Source organism: Mycobacterium sp. NGS18 (assembly GCF_059813185.1).
Window position 1 is genome coordinate 1 of the sequence record NZ_JCALEC010000001.1, and the last position, 25,135, is coordinate 25,135.

At 68.8% G+C, this 25,135-nt stretch carries 28 protein-coding genes and 2 pseudogenes; 14 read left to right on the forward strand and 16 right to left on the reverse strand.

Going from position 1 to position 25,135, the window contains the following annotated elements:
* Positions 1–415 (forward strand): annotated as a pseudogene (locus AC5Y31_RS00005) (HNH endonuclease); the annotation flags it as partial.
* A 9-nt stretch (positions 416–424) separates the two neighbouring features.
* Here the strand turns inward: AC5Y31_RS00005 and AC5Y31_RS00010 are convergent.
* Positions 425–1,531, reverse strand: a complete 1,107-nt coding sequence (locus tag AC5Y31_RS00010) for an Rv2629 family ribosome hibernation factor (RefSeq protein WP_499977342.1) — start codon at positions 1,529–1,531, stop codon at positions 425–427.
* A gap of 110 nt (positions 1,532–1,641) precedes the next feature.
* Between AC5Y31_RS00010 and AC5Y31_RS00015 the strand changes: the two genes are divergently transcribed.
* From AC5Y31_RS00015 to AC5Y31_RS00050, 8 genes are read left to right on the forward strand one after another with little or no spacing between them, the layout of a single operon-like run.
* Positions 1,642–2,055 carry a ChaB family protein gene (locus tag AC5Y31_RS00015; RefSeq protein WP_064857207.1) on the forward strand — a complete coding sequence of 138 codons (414 nt, stop codon included), beginning with the start codon at positions 1,642–1,644 and terminating at the stop codon, positions 2,053–2,055.
* The gene (locus AC5Y31_RS00020) at positions 2,039–2,521 is read left to right on the forward strand and encodes a Na+/H+ antiporter subunit E (RefSeq protein WP_499977343.1); all 483 of its coding nucleotides are present in this window, start codon (positions 2,039–2,041) and stop codon (positions 2,519–2,521) included. The genes AC5Y31_RS00015 and AC5Y31_RS00020 overlap by 17 nt, the downstream gene beginning before the upstream one ends.
* The gene (locus tag AC5Y31_RS00025; protein WP_065026194.1) at positions 2,518–2,772 is read left to right on the forward strand and encodes an MrpF/PhaF family protein; all 255 of its coding nucleotides are present in this window, start codon (positions 2,518–2,520) and stop codon (positions 2,770–2,772) included. Before AC5Y31_RS00020 ends, AC5Y31_RS00025 begins: the two co-directional genes overlap by 4 nt.
* Positions 2,769–3,059 carry a hypothetical protein gene (locus tag AC5Y31_RS00030; protein ID WP_065026193.1) on the forward strand — a complete coding sequence of 97 codons (291 nt, stop codon included), beginning with the start codon at positions 2,769–2,771 and terminating at the stop codon, positions 3,057–3,059. The genes AC5Y31_RS00025 and AC5Y31_RS00030 overlap by 4 nt, the downstream gene beginning before the upstream one ends.
* On the forward strand, positions 3,056–3,307 hold the full coding sequence (locus AC5Y31_RS00035) for a Na(+)/H(+) antiporter subunit B (protein ID WP_499977344.1): 252 nt from the start codon (positions 3,056–3,058) through the stop codon (positions 3,305–3,307). The genes AC5Y31_RS00030 and AC5Y31_RS00035 overlap by 4 nt, the downstream gene beginning before the upstream one ends.
* Entirely contained in the window at positions 3,304–4,047 is a 744-nt protein-coding gene (locus AC5Y31_RS00040; protein WP_499977345.1) for an MnhB domain-containing protein, read from the forward strand. The genes AC5Y31_RS00035 and AC5Y31_RS00040 overlap by 4 nt, the downstream gene beginning before the upstream one ends.
* On the forward strand, positions 4,044–4,388 hold the full coding sequence (locus tag AC5Y31_RS00045) for a sodium:proton antiporter (protein ID WP_065026190.1): 345 nt from the start codon (positions 4,044–4,046) through the stop codon (positions 4,386–4,388). Before AC5Y31_RS00040 ends, AC5Y31_RS00045 begins: the two co-directional genes overlap by 4 nt.
* 6 nt (positions 4,389–4,394) lie before the next feature.
* On the forward strand, positions 4,395–6,164 hold the full coding sequence (locus tag AC5Y31_RS00050) for a complex I subunit 5 family protein (protein ID WP_499977346.1): 1,770 nt from the start codon (positions 4,395–4,397) through the stop codon (positions 6,162–6,164).
* Here the strand turns inward: AC5Y31_RS00050 and AC5Y31_RS00055 are convergent.
* Genes AC5Y31_RS00055 through AC5Y31_RS00065 form a run of 3 tightly spaced genes read right to left on the reverse strand, consistent with a single transcriptional unit; the run spans position 6,098 to position 8,332 of the window.
* Entirely contained in the window at positions 6,098–6,856 is a 759-nt protein-coding gene (locus tag AC5Y31_RS00055; protein ID WP_499977347.1) for a metallophosphoesterase family protein, read from the reverse strand. The two genes, AC5Y31_RS00050 and AC5Y31_RS00055, sit on opposite strands and share 67 nt — an antisense overlap.
* The gene (locus tag AC5Y31_RS00060) at positions 6,853–7,656 is read right to left on the reverse strand and encodes a nucleotidyltransferase family protein (protein ID WP_065026188.1); all 804 of its coding nucleotides are present in this window, start codon (positions 7,654–7,656) and stop codon (positions 6,853–6,855) included. Before AC5Y31_RS00060 ends, AC5Y31_RS00055 begins: the two co-directional genes overlap by 4 nt.
* Positions 7,649–8,332 (reverse strand): HAD family hydrolase, encoded by a 684-nt coding sequence (locus tag AC5Y31_RS00065; protein ID WP_499977348.1) that lies wholly within the window; start codon positions 8,330–8,332, stop codon positions 7,649–7,651. The genes AC5Y31_RS00060 and AC5Y31_RS00065 overlap by 8 nt, the downstream gene beginning before the upstream one ends.
* Before the next feature lie 89 nt (positions 8,333–8,421).
* Here AC5Y31_RS00065 and AC5Y31_RS00070 point away from each other — a divergent pair, with 89 nt between their 5' ends.
* Positions 8,422–10,575 carry a catalase gene (locus tag AC5Y31_RS00070; RefSeq protein WP_499977349.1) on the forward strand — a complete coding sequence of 718 codons (2,154 nt, stop codon included), beginning with the start codon at positions 8,422–8,424 and terminating at the stop codon, positions 10,573–10,575.
* Between the two features lie 2 nt (positions 10,576–10,577).
* On the opposite strand, the gene AC5Y31_RS00075 is transcribed toward AC5Y31_RS00070, so the two are convergent.
* Together AC5Y31_RS00075 and AC5Y31_RS00080 are read right to left on the reverse strand one after the other, a co-directional pair.
* The gene (locus AC5Y31_RS00075) at positions 10,578–11,015 is read right to left on the reverse strand and encodes an STAS domain-containing protein (protein WP_234787487.1); all 438 of its coding nucleotides are present in this window, start codon (positions 11,013–11,015) and stop codon (positions 10,578–10,580) included.
* 191 nt (positions 11,016–11,206) lie between these two features.
* Positions 11,207–12,214: an iron-containing redox enzyme family protein gene (locus AC5Y31_RS00080; protein ID WP_499977350.1), complete on the reverse strand. Its 1,008-nt coding sequence runs from the start codon at positions 12,212–12,214 to the stop codon at positions 11,207–11,209.
* Positions 12,215–12,293: 79 nt separating this feature from the next.
* On the opposite strand from AC5Y31_RS00080, the gene AC5Y31_RS00085 reads away from it, so the two are divergent.
* Positions 12,294–13,277, forward strand: coding sequence for a TIGR03557 family F420-dependent LLM class oxidoreductase (locus AC5Y31_RS00085; protein ID WP_499977351.1), 984 nt, complete (start codon positions 12,294–12,296; stop codon positions 13,275–13,277).
* Positions 13,278–13,526: 249 nt separating this feature from the next.
* Here AC5Y31_RS00085 and AC5Y31_RS00090 read toward each other — a convergent pair whose 3' ends face one another.
* From AC5Y31_RS00090 to AC5Y31_RS00105, 4 genes are all read right to left on the reverse strand, one after another.
* Entirely contained in the window at positions 13,527–13,937 is a 411-nt protein-coding gene (locus AC5Y31_RS00090; protein ID WP_499978076.1) for a GNAT family N-acetyltransferase, read from the reverse strand.
* 13 nt (positions 13,938–13,950) lie between these two features.
* Entirely contained in the window at positions 13,951–15,750 is a 1,800-nt protein-coding gene (locus AC5Y31_RS00095; RefSeq protein WP_065026183.1) for an acetyl/propionyl/methylcrotonyl-CoA carboxylase subunit alpha, read from the reverse strand.
* Between the two features lie 92 nt (positions 15,751–15,842).
* Positions 15,843–16,259, reverse strand: a complete 417-nt coding sequence (locus AC5Y31_RS00100; RefSeq protein WP_499977352.1) for a SufE family protein — start codon at positions 16,257–16,259, stop codon at positions 15,843–15,845.
* Entirely contained in the window at positions 16,259–17,173 is a 915-nt protein-coding gene (locus AC5Y31_RS00105; protein ID WP_065026181.1) for a sulfurtransferase, read from the reverse strand. Before AC5Y31_RS00105 ends, AC5Y31_RS00100 begins: the two co-directional genes overlap by 1 nt.
* Positions 17,174–17,302: 129 nt before the next feature.
* On the opposite strand from AC5Y31_RS00105, the gene AC5Y31_RS00110 reads away from it, so the two are divergent.
* Positions 17,303–17,878 (forward strand): hemerythrin domain-containing protein, encoded by a 576-nt coding sequence (locus AC5Y31_RS00110; RefSeq protein ID WP_301634201.1) that lies wholly within the window; start codon positions 17,303–17,305, stop codon positions 17,876–17,878.
* 12 nt (positions 17,879–17,890) lie between these two features.
* Here the strand turns inward: AC5Y31_RS00110 and AC5Y31_RS00115 are convergent, their stop codons facing one another.
* From AC5Y31_RS00115 to AC5Y31_RS00135, 5 genes and pseudogenes are all read right to left on the reverse strand, one after another.
* Positions 17,891–18,148 (reverse strand): hypothetical protein, encoded by a 258-nt coding sequence (locus AC5Y31_RS00115; RefSeq protein WP_065026279.1) that lies wholly within the window; start codon positions 18,146–18,148, stop codon positions 17,891–17,893.
* A gap of 32 nt (positions 18,149–18,180) precedes the next feature.
* Positions 18,181–18,819, reverse strand: a complete 639-nt coding sequence (locus AC5Y31_RS00120) for a Maf family protein (RefSeq protein ID WP_065026179.1) — start codon at positions 18,817–18,819, stop codon at positions 18,181–18,183.
* Positions 18,816–19,085, reverse strand: coding sequence for an acyl-CoA carboxylase subunit epsilon (locus AC5Y31_RS00125; protein ID WP_064857191.1), 270 nt, complete (start codon positions 19,083–19,085; stop codon positions 18,816–18,818). Before AC5Y31_RS00125 ends, AC5Y31_RS00120 begins: the two co-directional genes overlap by 4 nt.
* Entirely contained in the window at positions 19,082–20,731 is a 1,650-nt protein-coding gene (locus AC5Y31_RS00130) for an acyl-CoA carboxylase subunit beta (RefSeq protein WP_064857190.1), read from the reverse strand. The genes AC5Y31_RS00125 and AC5Y31_RS00130 overlap by 4 nt, the downstream gene beginning before the upstream one ends.
* 48 nt (positions 20,732–20,779) lie before the next feature.
* Positions 20,780–22,154, reverse strand: a pseudogene (locus AC5Y31_RS00135) (HNH endonuclease signature motif containing protein).
* A 133-nt stretch (positions 22,155–22,287) separates the two neighbouring features.
* On the opposite strand from AC5Y31_RS00135, the gene ligD reads away from it, so the two are divergent.
* Positions 22,288–23,193 (forward strand): non-homologous end-joining DNA ligase, encoded by a 906-nt coding sequence (gene ligD / locus AC5Y31_RS00140; RefSeq protein WP_499977353.1) that lies wholly within the window; start codon positions 22,288–22,290, stop codon positions 23,191–23,193.
* Between the two features lies 1 nt (position 23,194).
* On the opposite strand, the gene AC5Y31_RS00145 is transcribed toward ligD, so the two are convergent.
* Positions 23,195–24,172, reverse strand: a complete 978-nt coding sequence (locus AC5Y31_RS00145; RefSeq protein WP_499977354.1) for an alpha/beta hydrolase — start codon at positions 24,170–24,172, stop codon at positions 23,195–23,197.
* A gap of 85 nt (positions 24,173–24,257) precedes the next feature.
* Between AC5Y31_RS00145 and AC5Y31_RS00150 the strand changes: the two genes are divergently transcribed.
* Entirely contained in the window at positions 24,258–25,130 is an 873-nt protein-coding gene (locus tag AC5Y31_RS00150; protein ID WP_499977355.1) for a biotin--[acetyl-CoA-carboxylase] ligase, read from the forward strand.
* Positions 25,131–25,135 lie beyond the last annotated feature (5 nt).

Genomic DNA, 25,135 nt, shown 5'->3' on the forward strand with positions numbered 1-25,135 from the left:
GTATCTGTCCCAGGCGCACCATCTGGAACACGATTGGGCGAACAACGGCCAAACCGATATCGACTCCCTGGCGCTGGCGTGTGCGCCGGATAATCGGATGGCCAGCGAGCAGGGCTGGGTCACCCGGCTCGGTGAGACCGGCCGGGTCGAATGGATTCCCCCGCCGAAACTCGACCACGGCCAGCCCCGGGTGAATCCCTTCCACTTCATCGAAGCCGTCATCGACTACCACCGCCGCGGGTCACCCGGTGATCCGCCCGGCGAGCAACCACCACCCGACGACGAATGGCCACCGCGCCACGATCCGGTACTCGACGACCCCTTGTTCGACGAAGCCGCCTACGAAGCCGTGCCCGTCCAGGGCGACCCCCCACCACCCATCTTCGAGGATGACGACTGGGAGGAAGCCGGATGAGGACGGCGGCTAGGCCGATGCCGTCGGCGGGTAGCGCAGCACCGCCGCGACGCCGTCGGCCGGATCGACCGCCTTGCCGCCGCCGACGACGGCCGCACCGATGGCGATGGCGCCCCACGGCAGCGCCTCATCGGCCCGCAGCGTATGCGCCGGGGCCGCACCGTATGCCGAGAGCGTGTCCGGGTCCGCCGCGGTGACCGTCAGGTCGGCGTCGGCGACCACGGTCGCGTCACCCATGTCTCCGATGATCAGCGTCTCCACCGCACCCTGGGTCAGCCCGGCGCACACCGCCGCGAGCCCTTCGACCGCCAGCCCGGAGAGCCGGCCCGATTCGGCGGTGAAGCGTTGCACCGTGTCCTGGATGTCCTCGAGTTGCCGTCGCAGGCATTCGGCTTCGATCGCGTCCTGCAGCTCGCCGGAGTCGTGGCCACTGTGCCGTGCGCCGACCGACAGCTCGCATGCCAACTCGGCGATGCGTTTCGGCAAGGCCTCCAGCAATGCCGAACGCGACTGCACCTCACCGACGACGAACACCGCATTCGACCCGGCGGTGTCGGCGAGTTCGGCCAGCCGAGCGGCGACTGCACGGATGTTTTTGCGGGCGGCCTCCTCCACATGCGGCTGCGGATCCCCATAACCCGGAGTCTCGGCTCCGGCGGCCTTGTGGACCGGATACCCGCCACCGTCAACGGTTTCCGAACGCAGGGTGCCGTTGGCATTCAGGGTGATATCGGCGCCGGTCTGGTCGACCTCCGCCAACACGTAGCTCAGCTGCGCGAAGCCGTGCTCGACGACCGGCACGAGGTAGGGAAGCCGCGACAGCCGGACGGTGGTGGCGGTGGGAACCTGCAGATGCTCGTTGAGCAGCACGCCGTCGGCGCCGGCGATCACCGCGCGACCGCTCTTGCCGACCGGTGGGCGCAGATCCAGCACGGCGCGTTCGATCTCATCGACGAGCCGCTGGTCTGCGCCTTGTCGGGTGAGCTGTTCGCTCACCTCGCGCCAGGTGAGGTCGAGCTTGGTCGCCGCGTCCTCGGTGTCGTGCGAGTCCTCGAAGTACACCGAGATGAACGGGGCACGGGCGGTGAGCAATTGACGGAAACGTTCGGCATCCACGGCTATCCGGGTTGCCCGGTCTGCGCCTCGGCAAACGTGCTCACCGGGAGGAAATGGTTGCCGAAGCGTTTCGGCGGGTATGCCGCCGAGACTGGCTGATTGGAGGACTCATGCCCAAGACGACGAAGAGCGGCGCCGCCAAGCAAGGCGAGTTGCCCAGCACACTGCAACGCTCCAGCGCCAAGGCGCAACGCACTTTCGCCAAAGCGCACGACGCGGCCGCCAAGGAGTACGGCAGCGAGCAGCGCGCGCACCGGGTTGCCTACGCGGCGCTCAAGCACAGTTTCGAGAAGGTCGGGGATCACTGGGAGGCCAAGAAGAAGCGCGGCCCCTCCGACAAGCGTGCCGCCGGTGGCGGGCCGAACAACTCGGGGCCGTCCGCCGAGGGAGTCGACGCCAACGCCAGCAAGGCGCATCTGATGGACGTGGCGCGCCGCCTGGACATTCACGGGCGCTCCACGATGCGGAAATCGGAACTGGTCACGGCGATCAAGAAGCACAACCGCCGTGTCCGCGGGCGGTAGCCGGTTAGTCAGAGCGGCCGGCGAAACCCTGCTGTGGTGGCTGATACCCACCGCACTGTGGGTGGTGACGCTGACCGAGCGCACCGCGCAGGAGCTGGTGGCGGCGGCGCTGTGCACCTTGCCGTGTGCGGTGGCCGCCCGCGCGGCCCGGCATGCCAACTCCGGTAGCTGGCGGTTCCAGCCGGGATGGCTGCGCTGGATTCCCACGGTTGCCGGCGAGGTGCTCAAGCAAACCGCCCAGGTGTGGGCCTACATTCTGGTCCCGTCGCGGCGTTCCCAGTCGGCGATCGCCCCGGTGGCCCTGCCAGACGAAGCCGGGCCGGTGGCGGCCGGCCGCCGGGCCGTCGCGACGCTGGCGCTGGCCACGACCCCGGGAACCGTTGTGCTCGACAATCCTGCCCGGTCGGTGCTGGTGCACCGGGTCGGCCAGCGGCCGGGCGCGCTGGAGACGGCGGTGGGGCGGTGAGCCCGGGAGAGCTGGCCGCGCTGGTGCTGCAGCTCGGGGTGTTCCTGCCCGGCGCCTGGATCGCCGCTCGCGGCGCTCCCCGGCGGCGCCTGGTCGGTCTGGAATTCGCCGGTATCGGCGCGATCGGGATGCTGGTGGTGCTGGCGATCTCCTGGGGCCAGGACTGGGCTTTGATCGTCCCCTTGGTGCTGGCGCTGGTCACCTTTCCCGGGACCCTGGTCTACGCCCGACTGCTGGCGGGCGAGCCGTGATCGCCTGGCTGCTGGTCTTCGCCGGGGTGTCGGTGATGGTCTGCTGCGCGCTGGCGGCGGCCGCCCTACAAGTGGTCGACCAACTGCACCTGCTGGCCGTGACCACCTCGGTGGGCTTTCCGCTGACCGGGCTGGGCTTGATCATGCACCGGGGCTGGACCGAAGCATCCGCGATGGTCGCGGTGATCGTCGGGCTGGTGTTGCTCACCGCCCCGGCGATGTCAGCGGCCACCGCTCGGCTGACTGCGCAGGAAGCCGGTGTGGCGGAAGCGGATTCGCCGCCATGACCGCGCTGATCCTGGTCTCCGTCACCTTGGTCGGTGTCACCGGGACTGTTGTCGCCATGACCACTGATCCGCACCGGCAGGCGATCGTGCTGGCGGTGTTCGGGCTGGCGCTCACCGTGTTGTTCGTGATGCTGCAGGCGCCCGATGTGGCGTTGTCCCAGTTGCTGATCGGCGGGGTGGTGGTGCCGCTGATGGTCATGCTCGCCGTCCGGACGGTGCAGCGCCGGCATCGCGAGGTCGGCCGGTGACCCGCACCTGGCGAACGGCGCTGTTCCTCGTCGGAGCGGCCGGGGTGGGCCTGCTGCTGTGGCTGGGCTTCGCCGAACTTCCCGCGTTCGGCCACGACCACCACCTGTATCGGGATCTTGCGGTGCGGGAAGCGTTTTCCCACGCCACGGCCAACGTGGTCGCGTCGGTGAACTTCGACCAGCGCGCCCTGGACACGTTCGGCGAGGAGACGATTCTCGTCGCCTCGGTGACCGGCGTGATGGCGCTGCTGCGTCCGGCTGTGGAGGAGCGCGAATACCACGACAGCGATCGTCGCGCGGCCCTGGACGCCACCCGATTCGTCGGCTACCTGCTGCTGCCGGTGACGCTGGCGATGGGACTCGACGTGGTGCTGCACGGGCACCTGACACCGGGCGGCGGCTTCCAGGGCGGGGTGGTGCTGGCCACCGGTCTGCACCTGCTCTACATCACCGGGAGCTTCCGGGCGCTGGACCGGTTGCGTCCGGTCAACGTCTTCGACATCGGCGAGGCCCTGGGCGCGGCGGCGTTCGCCGGTATCGGGATCGCCGGGTTGATCACCGGCGGGGCATTCCTGGTCAACCTGCTGCCGACCGGCACGCGCGGCCAGCTGCTGTCGTCGGGGTCGGTACCGCTGCTCAACGCGGCGGTCGGGGTGGCGGTGGCGTGCGGCATGACCGTGCTGCTGGCGCAGTTCTTGGCGCAGGAGATCACCGTCGCTCCGCGGAAGGAGCGTTCGTGAGCACCTACATCTACGGGGTGGCGGGCTGGCTGGTGCTGGTCGGTTCCTTCGGAATCGTCCGCAGCCGCAACCTGATCCACGCGGTGGTGTGTCTATCGGTGGCGCAGTCCGGCACCTACCTGTTGCTGCTGGCGGTCGGCTACCAACAGGGCGGAGCGCCGCCGATCTTCGTCGACGCTCCGGCATCGACGGCCGTGGTGGATCCGGTGGTGCAGGCGATGACGTTGACCGACATCGTCATTCAGGCCACCGTCACCGCGCTCCTGCTGGCATTGGCCATCCAGGTCCACAAGCGCCACCACACCCTGGACCCGGATCAGTTGTCGGCGCTGCGGGGCTGAGCCGCCGTGCCGGCCGCGACCACCCTGCTGCCGCTGCTGGTCGCGGTGCCGATCGTGGTGGCGTGTCTGCTACTGGGGCTGGGCCGTCGGCTGTCCAACTCCCTTGCCAACGCGGTGGTGCTGGCCACCTCGGCGGCCTCCACCGGTGCCGCCGGCTATGTGCTGAGTGCCGCAGCCGGACGCACCGTGGTGGCCTGGAGCGGGGGCTGGCAGCCGCGCGACGGGCTGGCGGTCGGTATCGCCCTGGCGGCTGATCCGCTGTCGGCGGGACTGGCGGTGCTGATCGGTGCGCTGACCGGGTGTGCGGCGCTTTACAGTCGCCGCGGACTCGACGAGGCCGATACCCGCTTCGACGCACTGCTGTTGATCTTCCTGGCCGCGATGAACGGATTCGTCCTGGCCGCGGACCTGTTCAACCTGTTCGTGTTCTTGGAGCTGATGGGCGCGGTCGCTTACGCGCTGACCGGTATCAAGATCGAAGACCGCTCGGCGATCCAGGGCGCGCTCAACTTCGGGATCATCCAATCGCTCAGCGCATGCGTGACCCTGGTCGGCGTCAGCATGCTCTATGCCCGCGTCGGCCAGCTGGGCATGGCTCAACTGGGTGCGGCGTTGCGGGGCGGCCCGCCCGATGCCCTGGTGGTGGCCGCCTTCGTGCTGGTCTCGGCGGCATTGCTGGTCAAAGCCGCGATCGTGCCGCTGCACTTCTGGCTCGCCGACGCGCATGCCGTCGCACCCGCCGGGGTGTGCGTGTTGTTCTCCGGGGTCATGGTCGAACTCGGGCTCTACGGGCTCTGGCGGGTCTACTGGGTGGTGTTCGCCGGTGTGCTGCCGCCGGCCGTGATCGGTCGCGTCTTCGTGGCCGCGGGTGTGCTGACCGCGGTCGTCGGCTCGGTGATGTGTGTGCTGCAGCGGCACCTCAAGCGGATGCTGGCCTATTCGACGGTGGGTCACATGGGGTTACTGCTGGTCGCCACCGCGACGCTGAGCTCGCAGGGGGTGGGCGGCGCGGCGGTGTATGCGATCGGGCACGCCGGCGCCAAGTCGGCGCTGTTCCTGATAGTCGGGATCCTGCTGGACCGCCACCACAGTGTCGACGAATGGGAACTGGTCGGCCGCGGCCGGGGCCAGCCGGTGCTGGCGGCCTGCTACGCCGCGGCGGCCGTCGCACTGGCCGGGCTGCCGCCGTTCGGTACCGCGCTGGGCAAATCCCTTTGCGAGGAGGCCCTGGGCAGCGGCTGGGGATCGGCACTGTTCCTGGGTGTTTCGGCGTTCACCGGCGGTGCGGTGCTACGCGCCGGCATCCGCTGCTTCACCGGCCTCGGTGGCCGGTCCGAGCCGTCCGACGATCTCGGGCGGACCACCAGAGGCGACGAGCAACCCGACACCTGGCTGCGGCGGACACCGCCCAGCATGTACACCGCAATCGCTCTGCTGCTGGCCGGTTGCCTGGCGGCCGGGGTGCTGCCCGCGGTTGCGCGCGGCGCCGACACCGCCGCCCACCGGTTCGTCGGCGCCGGGGCTGCCACCGCGGCGTCCTCCTGGTCGGTGCTCGGCGCCGGGCTGGGTGCGCTCGGCTGTGCGGTGGCGGCGGGGGTGGCGGCCGCCGGGCTGCACCGCTGGCCTGCGGCGATTCGCCGCACGGCCGGGACCCTCACCGCGCCGGTGCTCAGCGCCTTGCGCGCAGCGCATTCCGGCCACATCGGCGACTACCTGGCGTGGATGTTCGCCGCGCTGGCGGCGCTTGCCGCGGCGGTGGGGACGCCGTTGACGTGATAGACGGTGTAGGGCGCCCGGATCAGCGGCTGAGCGACATTGCGCACCGGGACCCCGCCCGCGGTGCGGCCCGCCTCGGTCCCGGAGTGCGCGTGGCCGTGCAGGGCGAGGTCGGCGCCGGCGTCGTCGATCGACTCGGCCAGCAGGCACGACCCCAGGAACGGGTAGATCTCCGGCGGCTCGCCGTGCAGGGTGTCGGCGACCGGGGAGTAGTGCAGCAGCGCGATCCGGTAGTCGGTGTCCAGTGCCCACAGGCCCGCGCGCAGCGCCGCCGACGCCGTCTTGGTGGCGGCGACGAATGCCTTCATCTCCGGTTCGCCGAACGCGGTCGCACATTTCCCGGCGAACCCGCCCCCGAATCCCTTCACACCGGCCACCCCGACCCGCCGGCCCGCGACGTCGACAGTGTGCGTCTGGCCTTCCAACACGACGACGCCGGCGTCGCGCAGCACCGCGGTGATCTCGTCCTGCTGGTTCTGGTGGTAGTCGTGGTTGCCGAGCACGCATACCACCGGCACCGGGCACGCGGTCAATTCGTCGGCGACCACGCGGCCCTCGGCGGCGGTGCCGTGGCAGGTCAGGTCGCCGGCCACCAGCAGCAGGTCGGCTCGTTCGTCGATGTCGTGCCAGCGCATCGTGCCCCGCGAGTCCTCGCCCAGGTGGATGTCGCCGACCGCGGCTACCCGGATCACCCGGTCACCTGCTCGACCGGCTCGCACAGCTGGACCACCTCGATGTCGTTGACCACGGTGCGCGGCCGCACCATGCCGGCGACAGCGGCCTCGATCGCCGCCCGGCGTTGCGGGCCGTTGACCGAACCGGTCAGACACACTGTGCCGGAGTCGATTTCGATTCCGATTCCCAGTTCGCCGATCTCCGGGTCTTCGGCGAGTTTGCGCCGGACCACGGCGACCAGATGGGCCGGCGCCTCGGGCTCAGGGAAGTGTTCGCACTCGATGATGGACAGCCCGCACAGCAGCTGCCAGAACGCCTTGGCGAACGGCGAGTCCCGCAGACGCCAACGGACCTGGGCCCAATCCACCTGTTCCCGCAGGATGCGCGCCACCACGAGAAGCTCGGCGTAGTCGCAGCGGTGACAATCCAGCACCGCGAGCTTCTGCACCATCAGCTCGGTCGCGCTGATGACGCGCGCACTCAGCGAACCGACCGGAAGCAGCGGGGCGTGCGAAATCGTCTCGGCGCTCACCGGAGTGTCACCCAGGCGATGAATCAGATCGATGAGCACGTCGCCGTCGAAGACCTTGAGCAGCCAGTCCTCGGGCGGCTGGAACCGCGACATGCCGGTGGCGGCGAGGGCTTCGGCGGCCCGCTCGGCGTCGGACGGTTCGACCAGCAGGTCGATGTCGTGGTGGGAGTGCGGGCCGCCGCGGGCGTAGACCGCCGCTCCGCCGGCCAGGGCGAACGGCACGTCGGCGCGCTGCAAGGCGCCCATCGCCCGGATCAGCGTGGTCAGAAACGCATTCTCATCCATGTCCGGCTCGCCCCAAGTCGGCGATCGGCGTCTGGTCGAGGTGCGCCAGCAGATCCTCGGCGTTGTCGAAAACGCCCACCGCGCCTGCGGCTTCCAACTCAGCGCGGGACACCCCGCCGCTGAGCACACCGATGCTGGGTACTCCGGCGCGCACGCACGCCTGCGCGTCCCAGACCGCGTCGCCCACGAAAACCGCCCGGTCGGCCGTTGCGCCGATCCGGTCCAACGCGGTCCCGATGATCCCCGGGTGCGGTTTGGCGACGTCGACGTCGGCCGACGAGGTGACCGCGGCGACCAGGTCGTCGCAGTCCAGCACCTTTCGCAGCACCGCCAGTTCGTCGTCGGGCGCCGACGTGGCCAGCACCACCGGAAGGTTGAGCGCGGCGATACGTTCCAGCAGCGGCCGGGCGCCCGGAAGCGGCGACAATAGCGCCGCCGACTCCAGGTAGTAGCGGGAGTGCAGGTCCTTGAGCCGTGCGCGGACGTCCTCGGGTGCGTCATCGGAGAGCAGCCGCACCAATATGGATCCGTCCATCCCGATGGCGCGGTGGATGCGCCAGGATTCGGCCCCGATACCCACCTCGGCGAACGCGCGCCGCCAGGCGTGCACATGCAGGTAGTTGGAATCCACCAGGGTGCCGTCGACATCGAACAACACAGCGGCTTGGGCGGTCACGAGTGTCCCTTTCGTTTGCGGATGTCCCGGCTGGGATACCCACCGAGGGAATACCCCCATACCGTCCCCCTACCCAGAGAGGACCAGCGGTGGCTACCGACGACCGTGACCCCAAGCAGCGACAGCTCGACGACCACCGGTACGACCGGCAGTCCGGCTACCTGACCACTCAGCAGGGCGTGCGGGTGGACCACACCGACGACGCGCTGACGGCCGGGGAACGCGGGCCGACGTTGCTGGAGGATTTCCACGCCCGTGAGAAGGTCATGCACTTCGACCACGAGCGGATCCCGGAGCGGGTGGTGCACGCCCGCGGGGCCGGGGCCTACGGCTACTTCGAGCCCTACGACGATTCGCTCGCCGAGTACACGGCGGCGAAGTTCCTGACCACCCCGGGCACCCAGACCCCGGTGTTCGTGCGGTTCTCCACCGTGGCCGGTTCCCGCGGTTCGGCCGACACCGTGCGCGACGTGCGCGGGTTCGCCACCAAGTTCTACACCGAGCAGGGCAACTACGACCTGGTGGGCAACAACTTCCCGGTGTTCTTCATCCAGGACGGGATCAAGTTCCCCGACTTCGTGCACGCGGTGAAGCCGGAGCCGGACAACGAGATCCCGCAGGCGCAGTCCGCCCACGACACGCTGTGGGACTTCGTGTCGCTGCAGCCGGAGACGCTGCACGCCATCATGTGGCTGATGTCGGACCGCTCCTTGCCGCGCAGCTACCGGATGATGCAGGGCTTCGGCGTGCACACCTTCCGCTTCGTCAATGCCAAGGGTCAGGGCACCTTTGTGAAGTTCCACTGGAAGCCCAAGCTCGGCGTGCATTCGCTGATCTGGGACGAATGCCAGAAGATCGCCGGCAAAGATCCGGACTTCAACCGCCGCGACCTGTGGGACTCGATTGAGGCCGGCCAGTACCCGGAGTGGGAGCTCGGGGTGCAATTGGTGCCCGAGAGCGACGAATTCAATTTCGATTTCGACCTGCTGGACGCCACGAAAATCATTCCGGAAGAACAGGTCCCGGTTCGTCCGGTGGGCAAAATGGTGCTCAACCGCAACCCGGACAACTTCTTCGCCGAAACCGAGCAGGTGGCGTTCTGCACCGCCAACGTCGTGCCGGGAATCGACTTCACCAACGACCCGCTGTTGCAGTTCCGCAATTTCTCCTACCTGGACACCCAGTTGATCCGGCTCGGCGGACCGAACTTCAATCATCTGCCGATCAACCGGCCGGTGGCCGAAGTGCGCACCAACCAGCACGACGGCTACAGCCAGCACGCCATCCCGGTCGGCAAGACCAGCTACTACAAGAACTCGCTGGGCGGCGGCTGCCCGGCGCTGGCGGAATCGGGGGAGGACGCCGACGTGTTCCGGCACTACACCCAGAAGGTGGACGGCGACAAGATCCGCAAACGCGCCGCAAGCCTTGAGAACCACTACAGCCAGGCGCGGATGTTCTACAAGAGCATGTCCGACACCGAGGCCAAACACATCGTCGCCGCGTACGCCTTCGAACTGGGCAAATGCGAGACCGTCGAGATTCGTGAGCGCGTGGTCGAACAACTCAACCGCATCGACCACGGCCTGGCCGGCCAGGTGGCCGAGCAGCTGGGCCTGCCCGCGCCCAAGGAGCAGCCGCTCGACGAGGCCGCGGAGAAGGCCGTGGTGTCGCCGGCGCTCTCGCAGCTGCACAGCGCCACCCTTCCGCCGGATGCGCGAGGTGTCCCCAGCATCGAGAGCCGCAAGATCGCGGTGTTGGCCGCCGACGGCGTCGACGTGGCGGGTGTTGAACGCTTCGTGGCGGCGATGCGCGAGCGCGGCGCCATCGCCGAGGTGCTGGCGCCGGCCGCCGGCGGAGAGCTGGCCGGAGGTTCGGGCGGGCAGCTGAGCGTCGACCGGGCGATCACCACGATGGCCTCGGTGCTCTACGACGCGGTGGTGGTGCCGTGCGGTCCGGATGCGATGCGCACCCTGTCGCAAGACGGCTACGCGATGCACTTCATCACCGAGGCCTACAAGCACCTCAAGGCCGTCGGGGCGTTCGGAGCGGGGGTGGAGTTGCTACCCAAGGCGGGGATCACCGAACGGCTGGCCGAGGACGTAGCCGTCACCGTCTCGGCCGGGGTGGTCACCACGGCGGCAGCGGCGGACGACCTGAACGACGACTTCTTCGACGCGTTCGCCGCCGAGCTGGCCAAGCACCGCGCCTGGGACCGGGCCGCAGACGCGGTGCCTGCCTAGGCTCAGGTCACCGCGCGCAGCGGACGGCCGGACTTCTGCACGTCGGCCAGGGCGTCCGTCAGCGACGCCACCAGCGGGAGGCGCGACTGCGGGTCACAGATCCGGAGCACGCTGGTCACCGCCGGACTCGGTATCACCATCAGCCTGGTCCGTGCGGTGGCGCACCGCGCGCTGATCGACTGAAGAGCCGTAAACCCGACCGTGCCAATGAAAGTCAACTCGGCCAAATCCAGAATGAGCCATTCGCAGCAGTCGGCGCAGCGCTTGGCGTAATCAGCGAACGGGCCGGCGTTGGCCGCGTCGATCTCGCCGTCCGCAGCGACCACTGCTCCCGCCCGGCCCCAGTGCACGGTGAATTTGGCGGTGTGATTGCGCCAGGCCTGGGTGGCTTCCGTTGCGGGAGTAACGAACGCGGCTTCAGTCATCTTGCTGGTGCTCATTTGTGGCTCCATCAGTCGACGTATCGTGCTGTTGGATCACGTCAGCGTAATCTCTTCCCGAGACGCATAAACACGGTGACGTTCAAGTGCGGCTGTGAACTCAACCGGAGGAATCAGACGTTACCCAGAGCCGCTGCGATTGGCAAAGGATCAACCACGATTTACGCAAAATCCCAGTGAAAGCTTAAGTTTCACATCATGGGTAGCGAAGATCGCCCCGCAGACCACGCCGACATCATGAGATCGGCAAGTCGGTTCTCCACCGCGTCGCGGGCCCGCATGCCGAACACCACGTCGGCCTCCAGCTCCGGCGCCTGGCGGATCAGATCCTCGACCACATCGACGCGCACCACCTGTTCGTGTACCGCGTCCGCCTCGACGTGCTCGGCGTAGAACGCCACGCACGCCTGGGGAGCGCCCATCCGCCGCAGCGCGGCGACCAGCCGGCTGGACCCGGGCGGGGAGGTGATCTCCGTCGAGGCGAAGTGCCCGACGGCCGCGCCCCGCCACCGGCGATGTAGCCCGAACAGTGACATCAGGTTCACCACCGCGAGCGTCTCGGCGGGGACAAAGTCCAGGTAGGCGAGGTAATCGGCATTCAATCCGGCGGCGGTGAGCAGGTCGGCGAAAAGTTGCTGGTGTACCCGCCGGCCGCGCCCGGCGCCGTACTCGTCGAACTCGATGGCGACGAAGGAGGCCTTGGCCTGCCCGGTCAGGCGCGGGATGGCAAAGGCGTGCGGATCGCCCTCCTTGAGGTGATACAGCGACCGGTGCACGAAGTACTCACGGGCCTGCTCCCAGGTGCCGCTTTCGCGCAAATACCACGACGGGCCGCTACCGCGCACGGGCTCGGTTGCGGCAGAGGCCATTTCATCGTTTGCAGTAGTGTCCGGCGGTATCGTTCCGACGTCCTCGCGGACACTATTGAGGAAGGCGCGCTCCAACCGGGCCCGCAGTTCCAACAATGTGGCATCCCATTCCCACTCCGGGTCCACTCCGGCGAAGCCGCGGTAGTGCAGCTCGTAGCAGACGTAGAGGGCCAGCTGTAGATCCCGGCCGTACGGGTCCGCGCCGGCCGTGCGGGCAGCGAATCCTGCGGTGTCGCCCGCGGGCCGGCGGAGCAGCTCGCAGACCGCGGACGACAGGGGCCCGCTCGCGACGGGCAGCGCGGGCTCGGTGCGAAGAGGTGCAATAGTCACGCTCGCGGATACCCCCGGCGCGGCCAAGGCCAAACGACGGCGCCGTTTCGGCGATCGGCCGTTGGGTACCCCGGGGACCATGACACGGTTCGGCTACACCCTGATGACCGAGCAGAACGGGCCCAAAGACCTTGTCCGTTATGCCGTCTCCGCGGAAGAACGCGGTTTCGACTTCGAGGTGTGCAGCGATCACTTCTCACCCTGGCTGGCCTCGCAGGGCCACGCTCCGAACGCCTGGGCGGTGCTGGGGGCGGTGGCCCACGCCACTGAACGGGTGGGGCTGTGCTCGTATGTGACCTGCCCGACGATGCGCTACCACCCGGCGGTGGTGGCGCAGCAGGCGGCCACGGTGCAGATCCTTGCCGACGGCCGGTTCACGCTGGGCCTGGGCAGCGGGGAGAACCTCAATGAGCACATCGTCACCGGCGCCGGCTGGCCGAACGTCCGGCAGCGCCAGGCCATGCTCGGCGAAGCGATCAAGATCATCCGGGAGCTGCTGATGGGGGAGACGGTCACCTTGCGCGGCGACCACTTCCAGGTGGACCAGGCCCGGCTGTGGGACCTGCCCGACATCCCGGTCGCGCTGGCCGTCGCGATGTCGGGCGAGAAGGGCGTGGCGAGATTCGGCGCCGCCGCCGACGACCTGATCGCGGTGCAGCCCGACGCGGACCTGGTTCACGCGTGGCATACCGCGCGCCAGTCCGCCGGGCTGGAAGGCGGCCGGGTCATCGGACAGCTACCGGTGTGCTGGGACCGCGACCGGGATGCCGCGGTGCAGCGCGCCCACCAGCAGTTCCGCTGGTTCGGCGGCGGGTGGCTGGTCAACTCGGAGCTGCCGACGCCGGCAGCGTTCGCTGCCGCCACCCAGTTCGTCACGCCGCAGGATGTCGCGGACGCCATCCCGTGCGGTCCCGATCTGGACGCGATCGTCGAGGCGGTGCGCGCCTACGCCGAAGCCGGTTTCACCGATATCGCGCTCATCCAGATCGGCGGGGAGACCCAGGAGGTCTTCCTCAAGGAGGCCGCGGAACCGCTGCTCGCAGCGCTGCGCGACGCGGCGTAGCAGGTCGCCGCCATCAGCGCACAGGGTTTCGCTTCGGGCCCCGTGGGGTATCAGGAATCCATGAGTGAGACCGAGCACCCGATCGATGAGGCGCGCACGACGCAGCCGCGTGCCGGGATGGTCTTCAAGGACCGCCGTGAGGCACCCGGGCTGGCGATGCTGGTGATGGCGGTACTGGCGCTGGTGGGATTGGTCAGCGCCGCGACGCAGCATCACACCGGATGGGCGGTGGGCTTCGGAATTCTGCTCTTAGTGCTGTTCGTCGCGGGTGTGTCCTGGATTTTCGTCGGACGAAACCGCGCCGCTCGCAGCACCGCCCGCAGTACCGCCCATCACCGGCGTCAGACCTAGCGCACCGGCGGCGAACCGAGACACCGCTTCGGCTCCGGTCCGCGTCGCCTCCCCCTGGCCCACCCGGCTGCGGGTGGCGATCTCGCCCGAGACCGGGTTGAGCGTCACCTCGGCCAGCACCTCGCCGGTGGTCGGCTCGCACACCGCCCACAGATAGCGGGTGTCCTCGGCCCAGCCGGCGGCCGCCTTCGTCACGTAGTCCGGGTCGGTCTCGCCGAGATCGGTCAGCGTGGGACGGTCATCGACGCGAGAGTCGGCCCGTGGCATCCGTAGATACCACGGGCCGGCATTGATCTCGATGGGCTCGATGTCCGAGGCTCCGCTACTTGATCTCGCAGAGCACCGTGCCCTGGGTGATGGCCGCTCCGGCTTCGGCCGCCAGGCCGGTGATGACACCGTCCTTGTGCGCGGTGACCGGGTTCTCCATCTTCATCGCCTCCAGGACGACGACCAGGTCACCGGCGGCGACCTCCTGGCCCTCTTCGACAGCCACCTTCACCACGGTGCCCTGCATGGGCGCGGTCACCGCGTCACCGGACGCCGCCGCGCCGCCGTGGGCGCCGCGCTTGCGGGCCTTGGGCTTCTTGCGGATGGCTCCGGCGGCACCGCCGGCCGCGCCACCGCCGCCCAGCGCCAGGTCTCCGGGCAGCGACACCTCCAGGCGCCGGCCGCCGACCTCGACGACCACCTTCTGCCGCGGCTGGGCGTCCTCTTCGTCGAGCGGCTCGCCGCCGCTGAACGGCTCGATGTTGTTCTCGAACTCGGTCTCGATCCAGCGGGTGTGGACAGTGAAGCCGTTCTCGTCGCCGACGAACGCCGGGTCACGCACCACCACGCGGTCGAACGGGATGACCGTGGCCAGCCCCTCGACGTGGAACTCGTCCAGGGCGCGCCGGGCGCGCTCGAGGGCCTCGGTCCGGGTCGCCCCGGTGACGATCAGCTTGGCCAGCATCGAGTCGAACTGGCCGCCGATCACCGAACCGGTTTCCACGCCGGAGTCCATCCGGATGCCGGGTCCGGTCGGCGGGTCGAAGCGGGTGACCGGGCCGGGAGCCGGCAGGAAGCCGCGACCGGCGTCCTCACCGTTGATGCGGAACTCAATGGAGTGGCCACGGGGCTGCGGGTCCTCGGTGATGTCGAGGGTCTCGCCGTTGGCGATGCGGAACTGCTCGCGCACCAGGTCGATGCCGGAAGTCTCCTCGGTGACCGGGTGCTCGACCTGCAGCCGGGTGTTGACCTCCAGGAACGAGATCAGCCCGTCCTGGCCGACCAGGTACTCCACCGTGCCGGCGCCGTAGTAGCCGGCCTCCTTGCAGATCCGCTTGGCGGACTCGTGAATCTCCTTGCGCTGCGCGTCGGTCAGGAACGGCGCCGGGGCCTCCTCGACCAGCTTCTGGAAGCGGCGCTGCAGCGAGCAGTCGCGGGTACCGGCCACGACGACGTTGCCGTGCTGGTCGGCGATAACCTGCGCCTCGACGTGGCGGGGCTTGTCCAGGTAGCGCTCCACGAAGCACTCACCGCGGCCGAACGCCGCGATCGCCTCGCGGGTGGCCGACTCGAACAGCTCGGGGATCTCCTCGAGGGTGCGGGCCACCTTCATGCCGCGGCCGCCGCCACCGAACGCGGCCTTGATCGCCACCGGCACGCCGTACTCCTTGGCGAACGCGACCACCTCGTCGGCGTCCTTGACCGGGTCCGGGGTGCCGGGCACCAGCGGCGCCTTGGCGCGGGCGGCGATGTGGCGGGCGGTGACCTTGTCACCGAGGTCGCGGATGGACTGCGGGCTCGGCCCGATCCAGATCAGGCCGGCGTCGATCACGGCCTGGGCGAAATCGGCGTTCTCGGAAAGGAATCCGTAGCCGGGGTGGATCGCGTTGGCACCCGACTGCGCCGCGGCGTCGAGGATCTTCTCGAACACCAGATAGGACTCGGCCGAGGTCTGCCCGCCCAGGGCGAACGCCTCGTCGGCCAGCCGGACGTGCGGTGCGTCGGCGTCTGGTTCGGCGTACACGGCCACGCTGGGCAATCCGGCGTCGCGCGCGGCGCGGATCACCCGGACTGCGATCTCCCCGCGGTTGGCGACGAGCACCTTGGAGATCTTCGTGCTGGCATGGTTCGCCACTTGCCCTCCTGACGGCATCTTTAAGAAATGTCTTTAAGAATCTAGTTCACAGCAGTGTAAGGCGCGACCGACCCGCCCGAATGACGCGCCCCTTATGCGGAGCGGAGCCGGCGCTTGATCCGGGTCAACATGGCCGACATCCCCCGCAGCCTCAGCGGGCTGATCAGCGCCGCCAGGCCCAGGCTGGAGGCGAAGTCCTCGGGCACCCCCAAGATGACGTCGGCCGCCTGGCCGTCGAGGCCCGCCGCCCAGATCGACGCGAACCCGCGGGTGGTCGGGGTTTCCGGTGGCGCGCTGAAGTACAGCCGCACCCGCTGCCGGTCGGCGGCATCGACATGCAGGAACAGCGGTGACTGGCACTCCGGCACCGGCTCCATGGCCGATTCGGCCAGATCGTCGGGCAGGTCGGGGAGCTCGTCGGCGAACTCCAGCAGCAGCCGCAACTTGTCCTGCCCCTCGACTTCGGCGAAGTCGGACACCACCTGCGCCAATCCTTCCGGCAGGCTCATCAGCTGGCTGTGGCTCCCTGAGCTGTCGCGGGCACCTGGCCCGGTTCCGGGCCGTCGACGATGGGAACCCGCACGGTGTTGCCCCACTCGGTCCAGGAGCCGTCGTAATTACGGACTCCCTCCATGCCGAGCAGGTGCGTCAGCACGAACCAGGTGTGGCTGGAGCGTTCCCCGATGCGGCAGTAGGCGATCGGCTTGTCCTCGGGCTTGATGAACCCGTACAGCTCGTCGAGTTCCTCCCGCTTGCGGAACCGGCCGGCGTCGTCGGCGGCCTTGCTCCACGGGATGGACACCGCGGTGGGGATGTGGCCGCCACGCAGCACACCCTCCTCCGGGTAGTCCGGCATGTGGGTGCGCTCGCCGGTGTACTCCTGCGGCGAGCGGACGTCGATCAGCGGCTCGCGGCCGATGATCTCCAGCACCTCGTCCTTGTAGGCCCGGATCGGGGCGTCGTTGCGCTGCACCACCGGATAGCCGGTGGTGGTCTTCGACGGCACATCCAGGGTGGTCTCGCGGCCCGACGACACCCACAGATCGCGGCCGCCGTCGAGCAGGCGCACGTCTTCGTGGCCGAACAGGGTGAACACCCACAGTGCGTAGGCGGCCCACCAATTGGACTTGTCGCCGTAGATCACCACGGTGTCGTCGCGCGAGATGCCCTTGCGGTTCATCAGGTCGGCGAACTGCTCCCCGGTGATGTAGTCCCGGACCGGGGCGTCGTTGAGGTCGGTGACCCAGTCGATCTTCACCGCCCCGGGAATGTGGCCGACGTCGTAGAGCAGCACATCCTCGTCGGACTCCACTACGACGAGACCGGGTTTACCAAGGTTCCCCGCGAGCCAGTCGGCGGTCACCAACCTCTCGGGGTGGGCGTAGGACTGCAGGGCGGGGCTGGGGTCGGCAGGCACTGGCACGTTGTCGAGCCTACCCACCGCGGTCGCCCGCGTCGCGGCTAGACGCCGCGACGTCGCCCGGGGGTTGGTTCCGCAGCGGGCGGGTACCCCAGTTGCCGATGGCTAAGGCACCCACCGGAGGACCGTTTCATGGCTGACAGCGAACAGGATTCGGCGAACACCGATGTCGTCGACATCCTCACCGCCGACCACAACGAGATGATCGACCTGCTGACCGAAGTCGAGGGTACTGCCGACCCCGATGCTCAGCGCGACATCGCCGACACCGTCACCGCCGAGGTGATGCGCCACTCGGTGGCCGAGGAGATGTTCGTCTACCCGGTCGTGGAGGACAAGCTGCCCGGCGGCGCCGACGATGTGAAGCACGACAAGCAAGAGCACGACGAGATCGTGAAGCTCATGAAGAAGCTCGAGGACGTCTCCGCGTCGGACCCGGCATTCATGGATCTGACCGGACAGCTCAAGTCGCTGCTGCGTCATCACGCGAACGACGAGGAATCCGAGCAGTTTCCCAAACTGCGGGAACACCTTTCGGCCCGGGAGCTCGTCGAAATGGGTGAAAAGGTCCAGAACGCCAAGAAGGTGGCGCCCACCCGCCCGCACCCGCAGGCACCGCATTCGGAGTTGTTCCACAAGACCCTCGGCGCCGGGGTGGGCATGGTCGACCGGATCCGCGACAAGCTCACGGGACGACAAACCGGCTAAGCGGCCTGATGCTCAGCCGCCGAGGTTGCGCACGGCGGTGGTCAGCGCCTGAGCCTGGTCGTCGAGTTCCCGTTCCGACAGCGATTCGCCGCCGCCGGTGCGCTCAATGATCTCGCCGCGGGAAGCGACCCGTAGTGCGCCGCGATACTTCGCTGATGTGAGCTCGGCGGCGGGCACGATTTCCAGGCGCCCCTCGATCAAGATCAGCACCGGGTCGTCGGCCTCGCCGATGCCGAGCAGCCGGCGTACGTCATCTGCGGAGATGTCCATCACCTCCAGTGGCTTCCCCGTCGGCGCGTCGCCTACACCGGGTTGGCCGCCCACAATGCGGCGACGGACAGGCCGGCGCCGGCGAGCAGCGAGCGCAGCAACGGCAGGCTGATTCCGATGACGCTGGACGGGTCGCCGTCGACGCCGTCGATGAACCAGCCGCCCAGGCCATCCAGGGTGAAGCCGCCGGCCACCCGTAGCGGCTCGCCGGTGGCCAGGTAGGCCTCCAGATCATCGTCGGTGGGCGTTCCGAACCGGACTGTGGTGACCACAGTCTCGGCGGCCCGATGGCGAGTCTCGTTGTCGCGCAAGCGGATCAGACAATGGCCGGTGTGGAGTGCTCCGGCGCGCCCGGCCATCGACTGCCATCGGCGACGCGCCTCATCGACCGACGGCGGCTTGCCGGCCAACTCGCCGTCGATCAAGAGCATCGAATCGCAGCCGATCACCACGCAATCCGCGGCGATGGCCGGCTCCAAGCGGGCCGCGACGTCATCGGCCTTGGCGCGCGCCAGTGCCCGCACCACCTCGGCAGGACCGGCATCGGGGCCCAGGGCCGCCGCGACGGCGTCCTCGTCCACCCCGGAGACGACCACCAGTGGGTCGATCCCGGCACCGCGCAGAACGGCCAACCGGCCTGACGATGCGGACCCGAGGACGAAACGCGTCACCGGCGCATATGCACGCGCTCCAGCAGCGTGATCCGCTGCCAGCTGAACAGCGGGTACCGGAGTTTGTCGACCGGGTGGCCCCACAGGTTGCGCTCCTGCGCGCCGGCGTCGGTCACGCCGCCGCCGGCACTGCCCAGCACCGCAACCAGCGCCGCGACTTCCTCGTCGGTCGGGTTGCCCTTGAGTACCCGGATGTGCGGTTCGGCGGCTGCGGGAGCCTCCTGCTCTGGGGCGGCCGCGTTCTCGTCGCCGCTCGCGGCGCTCACAGCGGGATGTTCCCGTGCTTCTTGGGCAGCGGCTGGACGATCTTGCGTTCCAGCAGCCGCAGCGACGTCGCGATGTACCCGCGGGTGTGCGACGGCGGGATCACCGCGTCGACGTAGCCGCGCTCGGCGGCGACGTACGGGTTCACCAGGGTGTCCTCGTACTCCTGCTGCAGGTTGAGGCGAAGCGCGTCGACGTCCTCGCCGTTGCGGGCGGCCTCGGAAAGCTGCTGGCGGTAGACGAACCCGACGGCGCCGGAGGCGCCCATGACCGCGATCTGGGCCGTCGGCCAGGCCACGTTGACGTCGGCGCCCATCTCCTTGGAGCCCATCACGCAGTACGCGCCGCCGTAGGCCTTGCGGGTGATGACGGTGATCTTCGCGACGGTGGCCTCACCGTAGGCGTAGAGCAGCTTCGCGCCGCGGCGGATGATGCCGTTGTACTCCTGCTCGGTACCGGGCAGGAAGCCCGGCACATCGACCAGCAGCACGATCGGGATGTTGAAGCAGTCGCAGGTCCGGATGAACCGGGCGGCCTTCTCCGAGGCGTTGATGTCGAGGCAGCCGGCGAACTGGGTGGGCTGGTTGGCCACGATGCCGACGGTACGGCCATCGACGCGGCCGAACCCGACGATGATGTTCTGGGCGTAGCCGGACTGCACCTCGAGGAACTCGTCGTCATCGAGGATCCGGGTGATGACCTCGTGCATGTCGTACGGCTGGTTCGGCGAGTCCGGGATCAGCGTGTCCAGTTCGAGGTCCTCGTCGGTGAGGTTGTCCTCGATCGCGCCGTCGGCAGCCGGCGCCGGGTAGCGCGGCGGGTCGGCGTAGTTGTTCGGCGGCAGGTAGCTCAGCAGGTCGCGTACGTACTCGAAGGCGTCCTGCTCGCCGGAGGCGACGTAGTGCGCGGTGCCGGATTTGCCCATGTGGGTGTGGGCACCGCCCAGCTCCTCCTGGGTGACGTCTTCGCCGGTGACGGTCTTGATCACGTCGGGGCCGGTGATGAACATCTGGCTGGTCTGGTCGACCATCACGATGAAGTCGGTCAGGGCGGGGGAGTACACGTGACCGCCGGCGGCGGCGCCCATGATCAGCGAGATCTGCGGGATCACGCCCGAGGCCAGGATGTTGTTGTGGAAGATCTTGCTGTAGAGGCCCAGCGAGACCACACCCTCCTGGATGCGGGCGCCGGCGCCGTCGTTGATGCCGATCAGCGGCCGGCCGGTCTTCATGGCCAGCTCTTGGACCTTGACGATCTTCTCGCCGTAGACCTCGCCGAGGCTGCCGCCGAACACAGTGGCGTCCTGGCTGAAGATGCAGACCTCGCGGCCGTCGATGGTGCCGTAGCCGGTGACCACGCCGTCGCCCAGCGGACGCTTCTCGGCCAGGCCGAAGTTGGTGCTGCGGTGCTTGGCCAGCGCGTCGAGCTCGACGAACGACCCCTCGTCCAGCAGGGCAAGGATGCGCTCGCGGGCGGTCAGCTTGCCCTTGGCGTGCACCTTCTCCACTGCGGCTTCCCCGACCGGGTGCAGGGTCTCCGCGGTCCGACGCTTGAGGTCGGCAAGCTTGCCTGCGGTGGTGTGGATGTCGACGACGTGCTCGCCCTGGGCTTCTACAGCGGACTCCCCGGAGTGCTCAGTAACGGTCATAAGAAACGATCTTAATCGTGGACCATCGGTTATCCCGACCGGACCCGGTTAGGGAATGTCGTCGTCGCCGACGTTGTCGCGGTCCGCGAGCAGTTTCTCCGGGTGGTGGTAGTGGTTGGTGCGGGGTTGTCCGTGGTCGTGGTGTGGTGGGGGCAGGGTTTCGGTGGTGCCGTCGTGGCGTTTGCGGGTTTTCCAGCCGGCTGAGGTGATCAGTTGGTGGTGTGGGCCGCAGCGCAGGGTGAGTTCGTCGATGTTGGTGCGGCCGGTTTGGGCGTAGTCGGTGTCGTGGTGGACTTCGCAGTAGTAGCCGGGGATGGGGCAGTGGGGGTGGCTGCAGCCGCGTTCTTTGGCGTAGAGCACGATCCGCTGCCCCGGCGACGCTAGGCGCTTGGTGTGGAACAGCGCGCATTCTTTGGCGCCGTGATAGATCCGCAGGTAGTGGTGGGCGTGGCTGGCCAGGGCGATCACGTCGCGTATGGGCAGCCAGGTGCCGCCGCCGGTGTGGGCTTTGCCGGTGCCGGCGTCCAGGTCGGCCAGGGTGGTCGAGACGATGATGGTGGCCGGTAGGCCGTTGTGTTGGCCGAGGTTGCCAGAGGCCAGCAGGGCGCGGCCCATCGCGGTCAGGGCGTCGTGGTTGCGTTGCCCGGCGCTGCGCCGATCGGCGTCGATCGCGGTTTGCGAGGGTGTGCCGGCCACACACGGGGCGGGGTCGTCGGGGTTGCACATGCCGGGGGCGGCCCAGCGGGCCAGCACGGCATCGAGGGTGGCGCGGGCTTGGGGATCGAGGTGGCCCTTGATGGCGCTCATGCCGTCGCGGTCTTGGGGGCCCAGTACCAGGGTGCGGCGTTTGGCGCGTTCGGCGTCGGTGTAGTTGCCGTCGGGGTGTAGGTGATCGGCGATGCGTCCGGCGAGTGTGGCCAGTTGTTCGGGCCGGTAGTGGCCGGCCAGTTCGGTGAGCTCTTTTTCGGCGTGGGTCAGGCGGTCGGTGTCGATGCCCTCGGGTAGGTAGTCGAAGAATTTGCGGATCACGTCGATGTGGGCGGCCCCAATCTGCCCGGCGCGTTGGGCGCTGGCCACCTGCGGCAGTAGCGGTGGCAGGGGTTGGCCGGTCAGGGTGCGCCGGGTTCCCAGTTCGGCGGCCTCGGCGATGCGGCGTCCGGCCTCACCACGGGCGATGTGCAGCTCATCGGCCAGCCACCCAGCGGGGCTTGCCGCCCAGCTCGGCCGGATCCGCCGCGGCGAGCTGGTTGACCAGGGGGTGCTCGAGGGCCGGCAGCCGGCGGCGCAGAATCTCGCTGCGCCGCAACAGCGCCACGCACTCGCGCGGGGTTAACGCGTCGAAGTCCAGCTCCAGTGCTCGATCGAGGTCAGCGGTCAGCGCGTCGAACACGTCGACGATCTCTTCCCGGTTATTCGAACGCATGTGCTAATAGTAGCGGCGCGTACCGACAAGCCGCAGAATTCCATCCACAGGCAAAACCGCAGTGACACAAGTGAATACAGTGGTTCACGGGGTGCGCGTTTATCGCTTCCCGGTCAGCGGGTACGCGGCTGCAATGAAGCCCAACGTCGCTATCACTCATCCGGATCGGGAGCTCTTCCCGGCATCGGCCACTCACGAAGCGATCACCAAGGGCGACCTGATCGACTATTACGCCGAGATGGCGCCGGTGATGGTGCCGCACCTGGACGGTCGTCCGCTCACCCTGACCCGGTTTCCCGGCGGCATCGACGAGGAGGGGTTCATCCAGCAGAACTTCGCCGCGTCATTGCCGGACTGGATGGACCGGGTGGATGTGCCCCGAAAGTCCGGTGCGGGATCGGTCGTGCATCCGGTGGTGGCGCGGGATGAGGCGCTGGTGTGGGCAGCCAACCAGGACTGCGTCACGCTGCATGCCTGGCTGTCCCGTCAGCCGCACCTGGACGCGCCGGATCGGCTGGTGTTTGACCTGGACCCCGCCGACGACGACTTCGCCGTGGTCCGGGCCACCGCCCGCGCGGTTGCCGACGTCCTTCAGGAGCTGGGTTTGACGGCCTATGTGCAGACGACGGGCTCCCGCGGGCTGCATGTCGTCGCGCCGCTGCGGGGCAGTGCCGGTTTCGACACCGCCCGGGAGTTCGCCCGCGCCGTTGCCGGCCTGGTCGTCAACGACGACCCGCTGCACCGCACCTGCGAAATCCGCAAGGGCGGCCGCGGTGGCCGGGTGTATGTGGACATCATGCGCAACGCCTACGGGCAGACGGCGGTGGCGCCGTACGCGGTCCGGGCCCTCCCGGGTGCGCCGGTGGCCACGCCGTTGGAGTGGGACGAACTCGACGTGCCCGGCCTGCGCCCCGACGGATTCACTCTGCGCGACGTGCCCCAGCGGATGACCGAACGCGGTGATCCGTGGGCGGACATGTATCGGCATGCGTGCGCGCTGGCCCCACTGCGGAATCGCCTGGCGAAGCTGGGCGCCTAGCTCAGGCGGCGGCGTCGCCGGGCTTGGGGCCAGGTTTCAGCGGTTCGGTGACTTCGGTGACCTGCTTGATGAAGTCGCCGATGTAGTGGATCGCCCGCCGGCCCCCCGGAAGTACGTCGGCCGCCAACGGGAAATCGTGGATCTGGCCGTCCCACAAGTGCAGATCGCACGGCACGCCGGCGGCCTCGAGGCGTTCTGCCATGACCTCGGAGTCGGGCAGCAGCAGTTCGTCGGAGCTGGCGTGGATGGTGACCGGTGGCAGCGACGACAGGTCGGCGTCCACCGGTGAAGTGATCTGTGCCCGACGGAGATATCGGGTGAACGCCGGTAGCGCCCCACGCGGGAACATTGCGCAACGGCCGGCGTTTCGGTGGCGCATCTTCGTCGTCGGGTCGGGATCGGTGAAGGGTGAAACCGCCGCTATTCCAGCAGGTTTCGGCAGTCCGGCCTGCAAAGCGGCCAAGGTGGTCATGAATGCCAGATATCCGCCGGCCGAGTCGCCGGCGATGACAATCTGGTCCGGGTGGTAGCCGCGGCGGATCAGCCAGCGCAACCCGCTCAGGCCGTCGTCGATCGCGTCGGATATCCGGTGCGAGGGCAACATTCGGTACTCGATGTTGAGAACGCAGGCATCTGCGGCCCGGGACAGTCGCGCCACCAGGGACCGGTGGGTGTTGAGCCCGCAGGTCAGAAACGCGCCGCCGTGCAGGTAGAGAATCGCGCGCTGCGCCGACGACTCCGTGACCTGAACCCGTTCGGCCACACAGTGACCCAGCCGGAAGCGCTCGATGTCCACGGCCGGCCGGTAAGGCACCCAGCCGGCGAACCGGTCGACCGACGCGAGCGGCCACGCCAGCTCCGGCCGGAAGGCCCACGCGCGCACCATATTCTTGACGACGAACCGGCTGGCCAGCGACACCGCAACCGATTGTGCACTGTGGCGACGGTGAATTCGTCGCTTCACCCCCCTGGTGGCCATGGGATCCCCTCCTATACAGCTACGGGTACCCTGCGCTCGGGCGTTTCAACCGGCGCCGCGACGGCACCGGCCCTAAGCTGGCGAAATGAACGTTCAGCCGCCGCCGCTCGACGCACCCGTTCTTCGTGATGGGCTGGTGGGGCCGGGTCAACCCTGGCGCGCACTGGATGTCCTCGCCGAAACCGGCTCCACCAACGCCGATCTGTTGGCCCGCTCGGCTTCCGGCGAGGACATCGACGGCGCGGTGCTGCTGGCCGAACACCAGACGGCCGGCCGCGGGCGGCACGGCCGGCACTGGGTGGCCCCGGCGCGTAGCCAGCTCGCACTGTCGGTCGGGGTCGCCGCGGACATGGTGCCGACGTCGGGATGGGGCTGGCTGACGTTGGCGACCGGGGTCGCGGTGGCCGATGCCCTGACCGAGGAGGGCCTGCAGGTCGGCTTGAAGTGGCCGAATGACGTGATTGTGGGCGCCGACAAGCAAGGCAAACTGGCCGGCATCCTCGCCGAGGTGGCCGCGCCCAAACAGCTCATCGTGGTCGGGCTCGGCCTGAACGTGACCATGACCGCGGAGCAGGCGCCGGATCCGGCAGCGGTCTCGCTGGCCATGCTCGGAGCATCGATGCTTGATCGGAACGTCCTGGCGCGCAAGGTTCTTCGTCACCTTGCCGCCCGGATCGCGGCGTGGCGTTCCGCCGGCGGAGCGGATGAGGCGCTGACAGCGGACTACCGGCGGCACAGCTGCACGCTGGGTGCCCGGGTGCGCGCCGAGCTGCCCGGCGATCAGCGGGTCGAGGGCCTCGCTGAGGGCATCGACGAAATGGGCCGGCTCGTCATCGACACCGGGACCGAGACCGTCACCGTGTCGGCCGGCGACGTCACCCGGCTGCGGCCGAACGGCGGTTCAGCGAGGCTCGACGGAGGAGAGCCGAAGCTGGGACCGCCGAATGAGTGCAGCTAGGGCCG

Bases quoted from the DNA above. Each gene is read 5' to 3' on its own strand.
- AC5Y31_RS00110 (WP_301634201.1), top strand. From the start codon at position 17,303: ATGGCTGACAGCGAACAGGATTCGGCGAACACCGATGTCGTCGACATC.
- AC5Y31_RS00100 (WP_499977352.1), bottom strand. From the start codon at position 16,259: ATGAGCCTGCCGGAAGGATTGGCGCAGGTGGTGTCCGACTTCGCCGAA.
- AC5Y31_RS00115 (WP_065026279.1), bottom strand. From the start codon at position 18,148: ATGGACATCTCCGCAGATGACGTACGCCGGCTGCTCGGCATCGGCGAG.
- AC5Y31_RS00035 (WP_499977344.1), top strand. From the start codon at position 3,056: ATGACCGCGCTGATCCTGGTCTCCGTCACCTTGGTCGGTGTCACCGGG.
- AC5Y31_RS00075 (WP_234787487.1), bottom strand. From the start codon at position 11,015: ATGAGCACCAGCAAGATGACTGAAGCCGCGTTCGTTACTCCCGCAACG.
- AC5Y31_RS00145 (WP_499977354.1), bottom strand. From the start codon at position 24,172: ATGGCCACCAGGGGGGTGAAGCGACGAATTCACCGTCGCCACAGTGCA.
- AC5Y31_RS00130 (WP_064857190.1), bottom strand. From the start codon at position 20,731: ATGACCGTTACTGAGCACTCCGGGGAGTCCGCTGTAGAAGCCCAGGGC.
- AC5Y31_RS00150 (WP_499977355.1), top strand. From the start codon at position 24,258: ATGAACGTTCAGCCGCCGCCGCTCGACGCACCCGTTCTTCGTGATGGG.
- AC5Y31_RS00085 (WP_499977351.1), top strand. From the start codon at position 12,294: ATGACACGGTTCGGCTACACCCTGATGACCGAGCAGAACGGGCCCAAA.
- ligD (WP_499977353.1), top strand. From the start codon at position 22,288: ATGAAGCCCAACGTCGCTATCACTCATCCGGATCGGGAGCTCTTCCCG.
- AC5Y31_RS00015 (WP_064857207.1), top strand. From the start codon at position 1,642: ATGCCCAAGACGACGAAGAGCGGCGCCGCCAAGCAAGGCGAGTTGCCC.
- AC5Y31_RS00060 (WP_065026188.1), bottom strand. From the start codon at position 7,656: ATGGATGAGAATGCGTTTCTGACCACGCTGATCCGGGCGATGGGCGCC.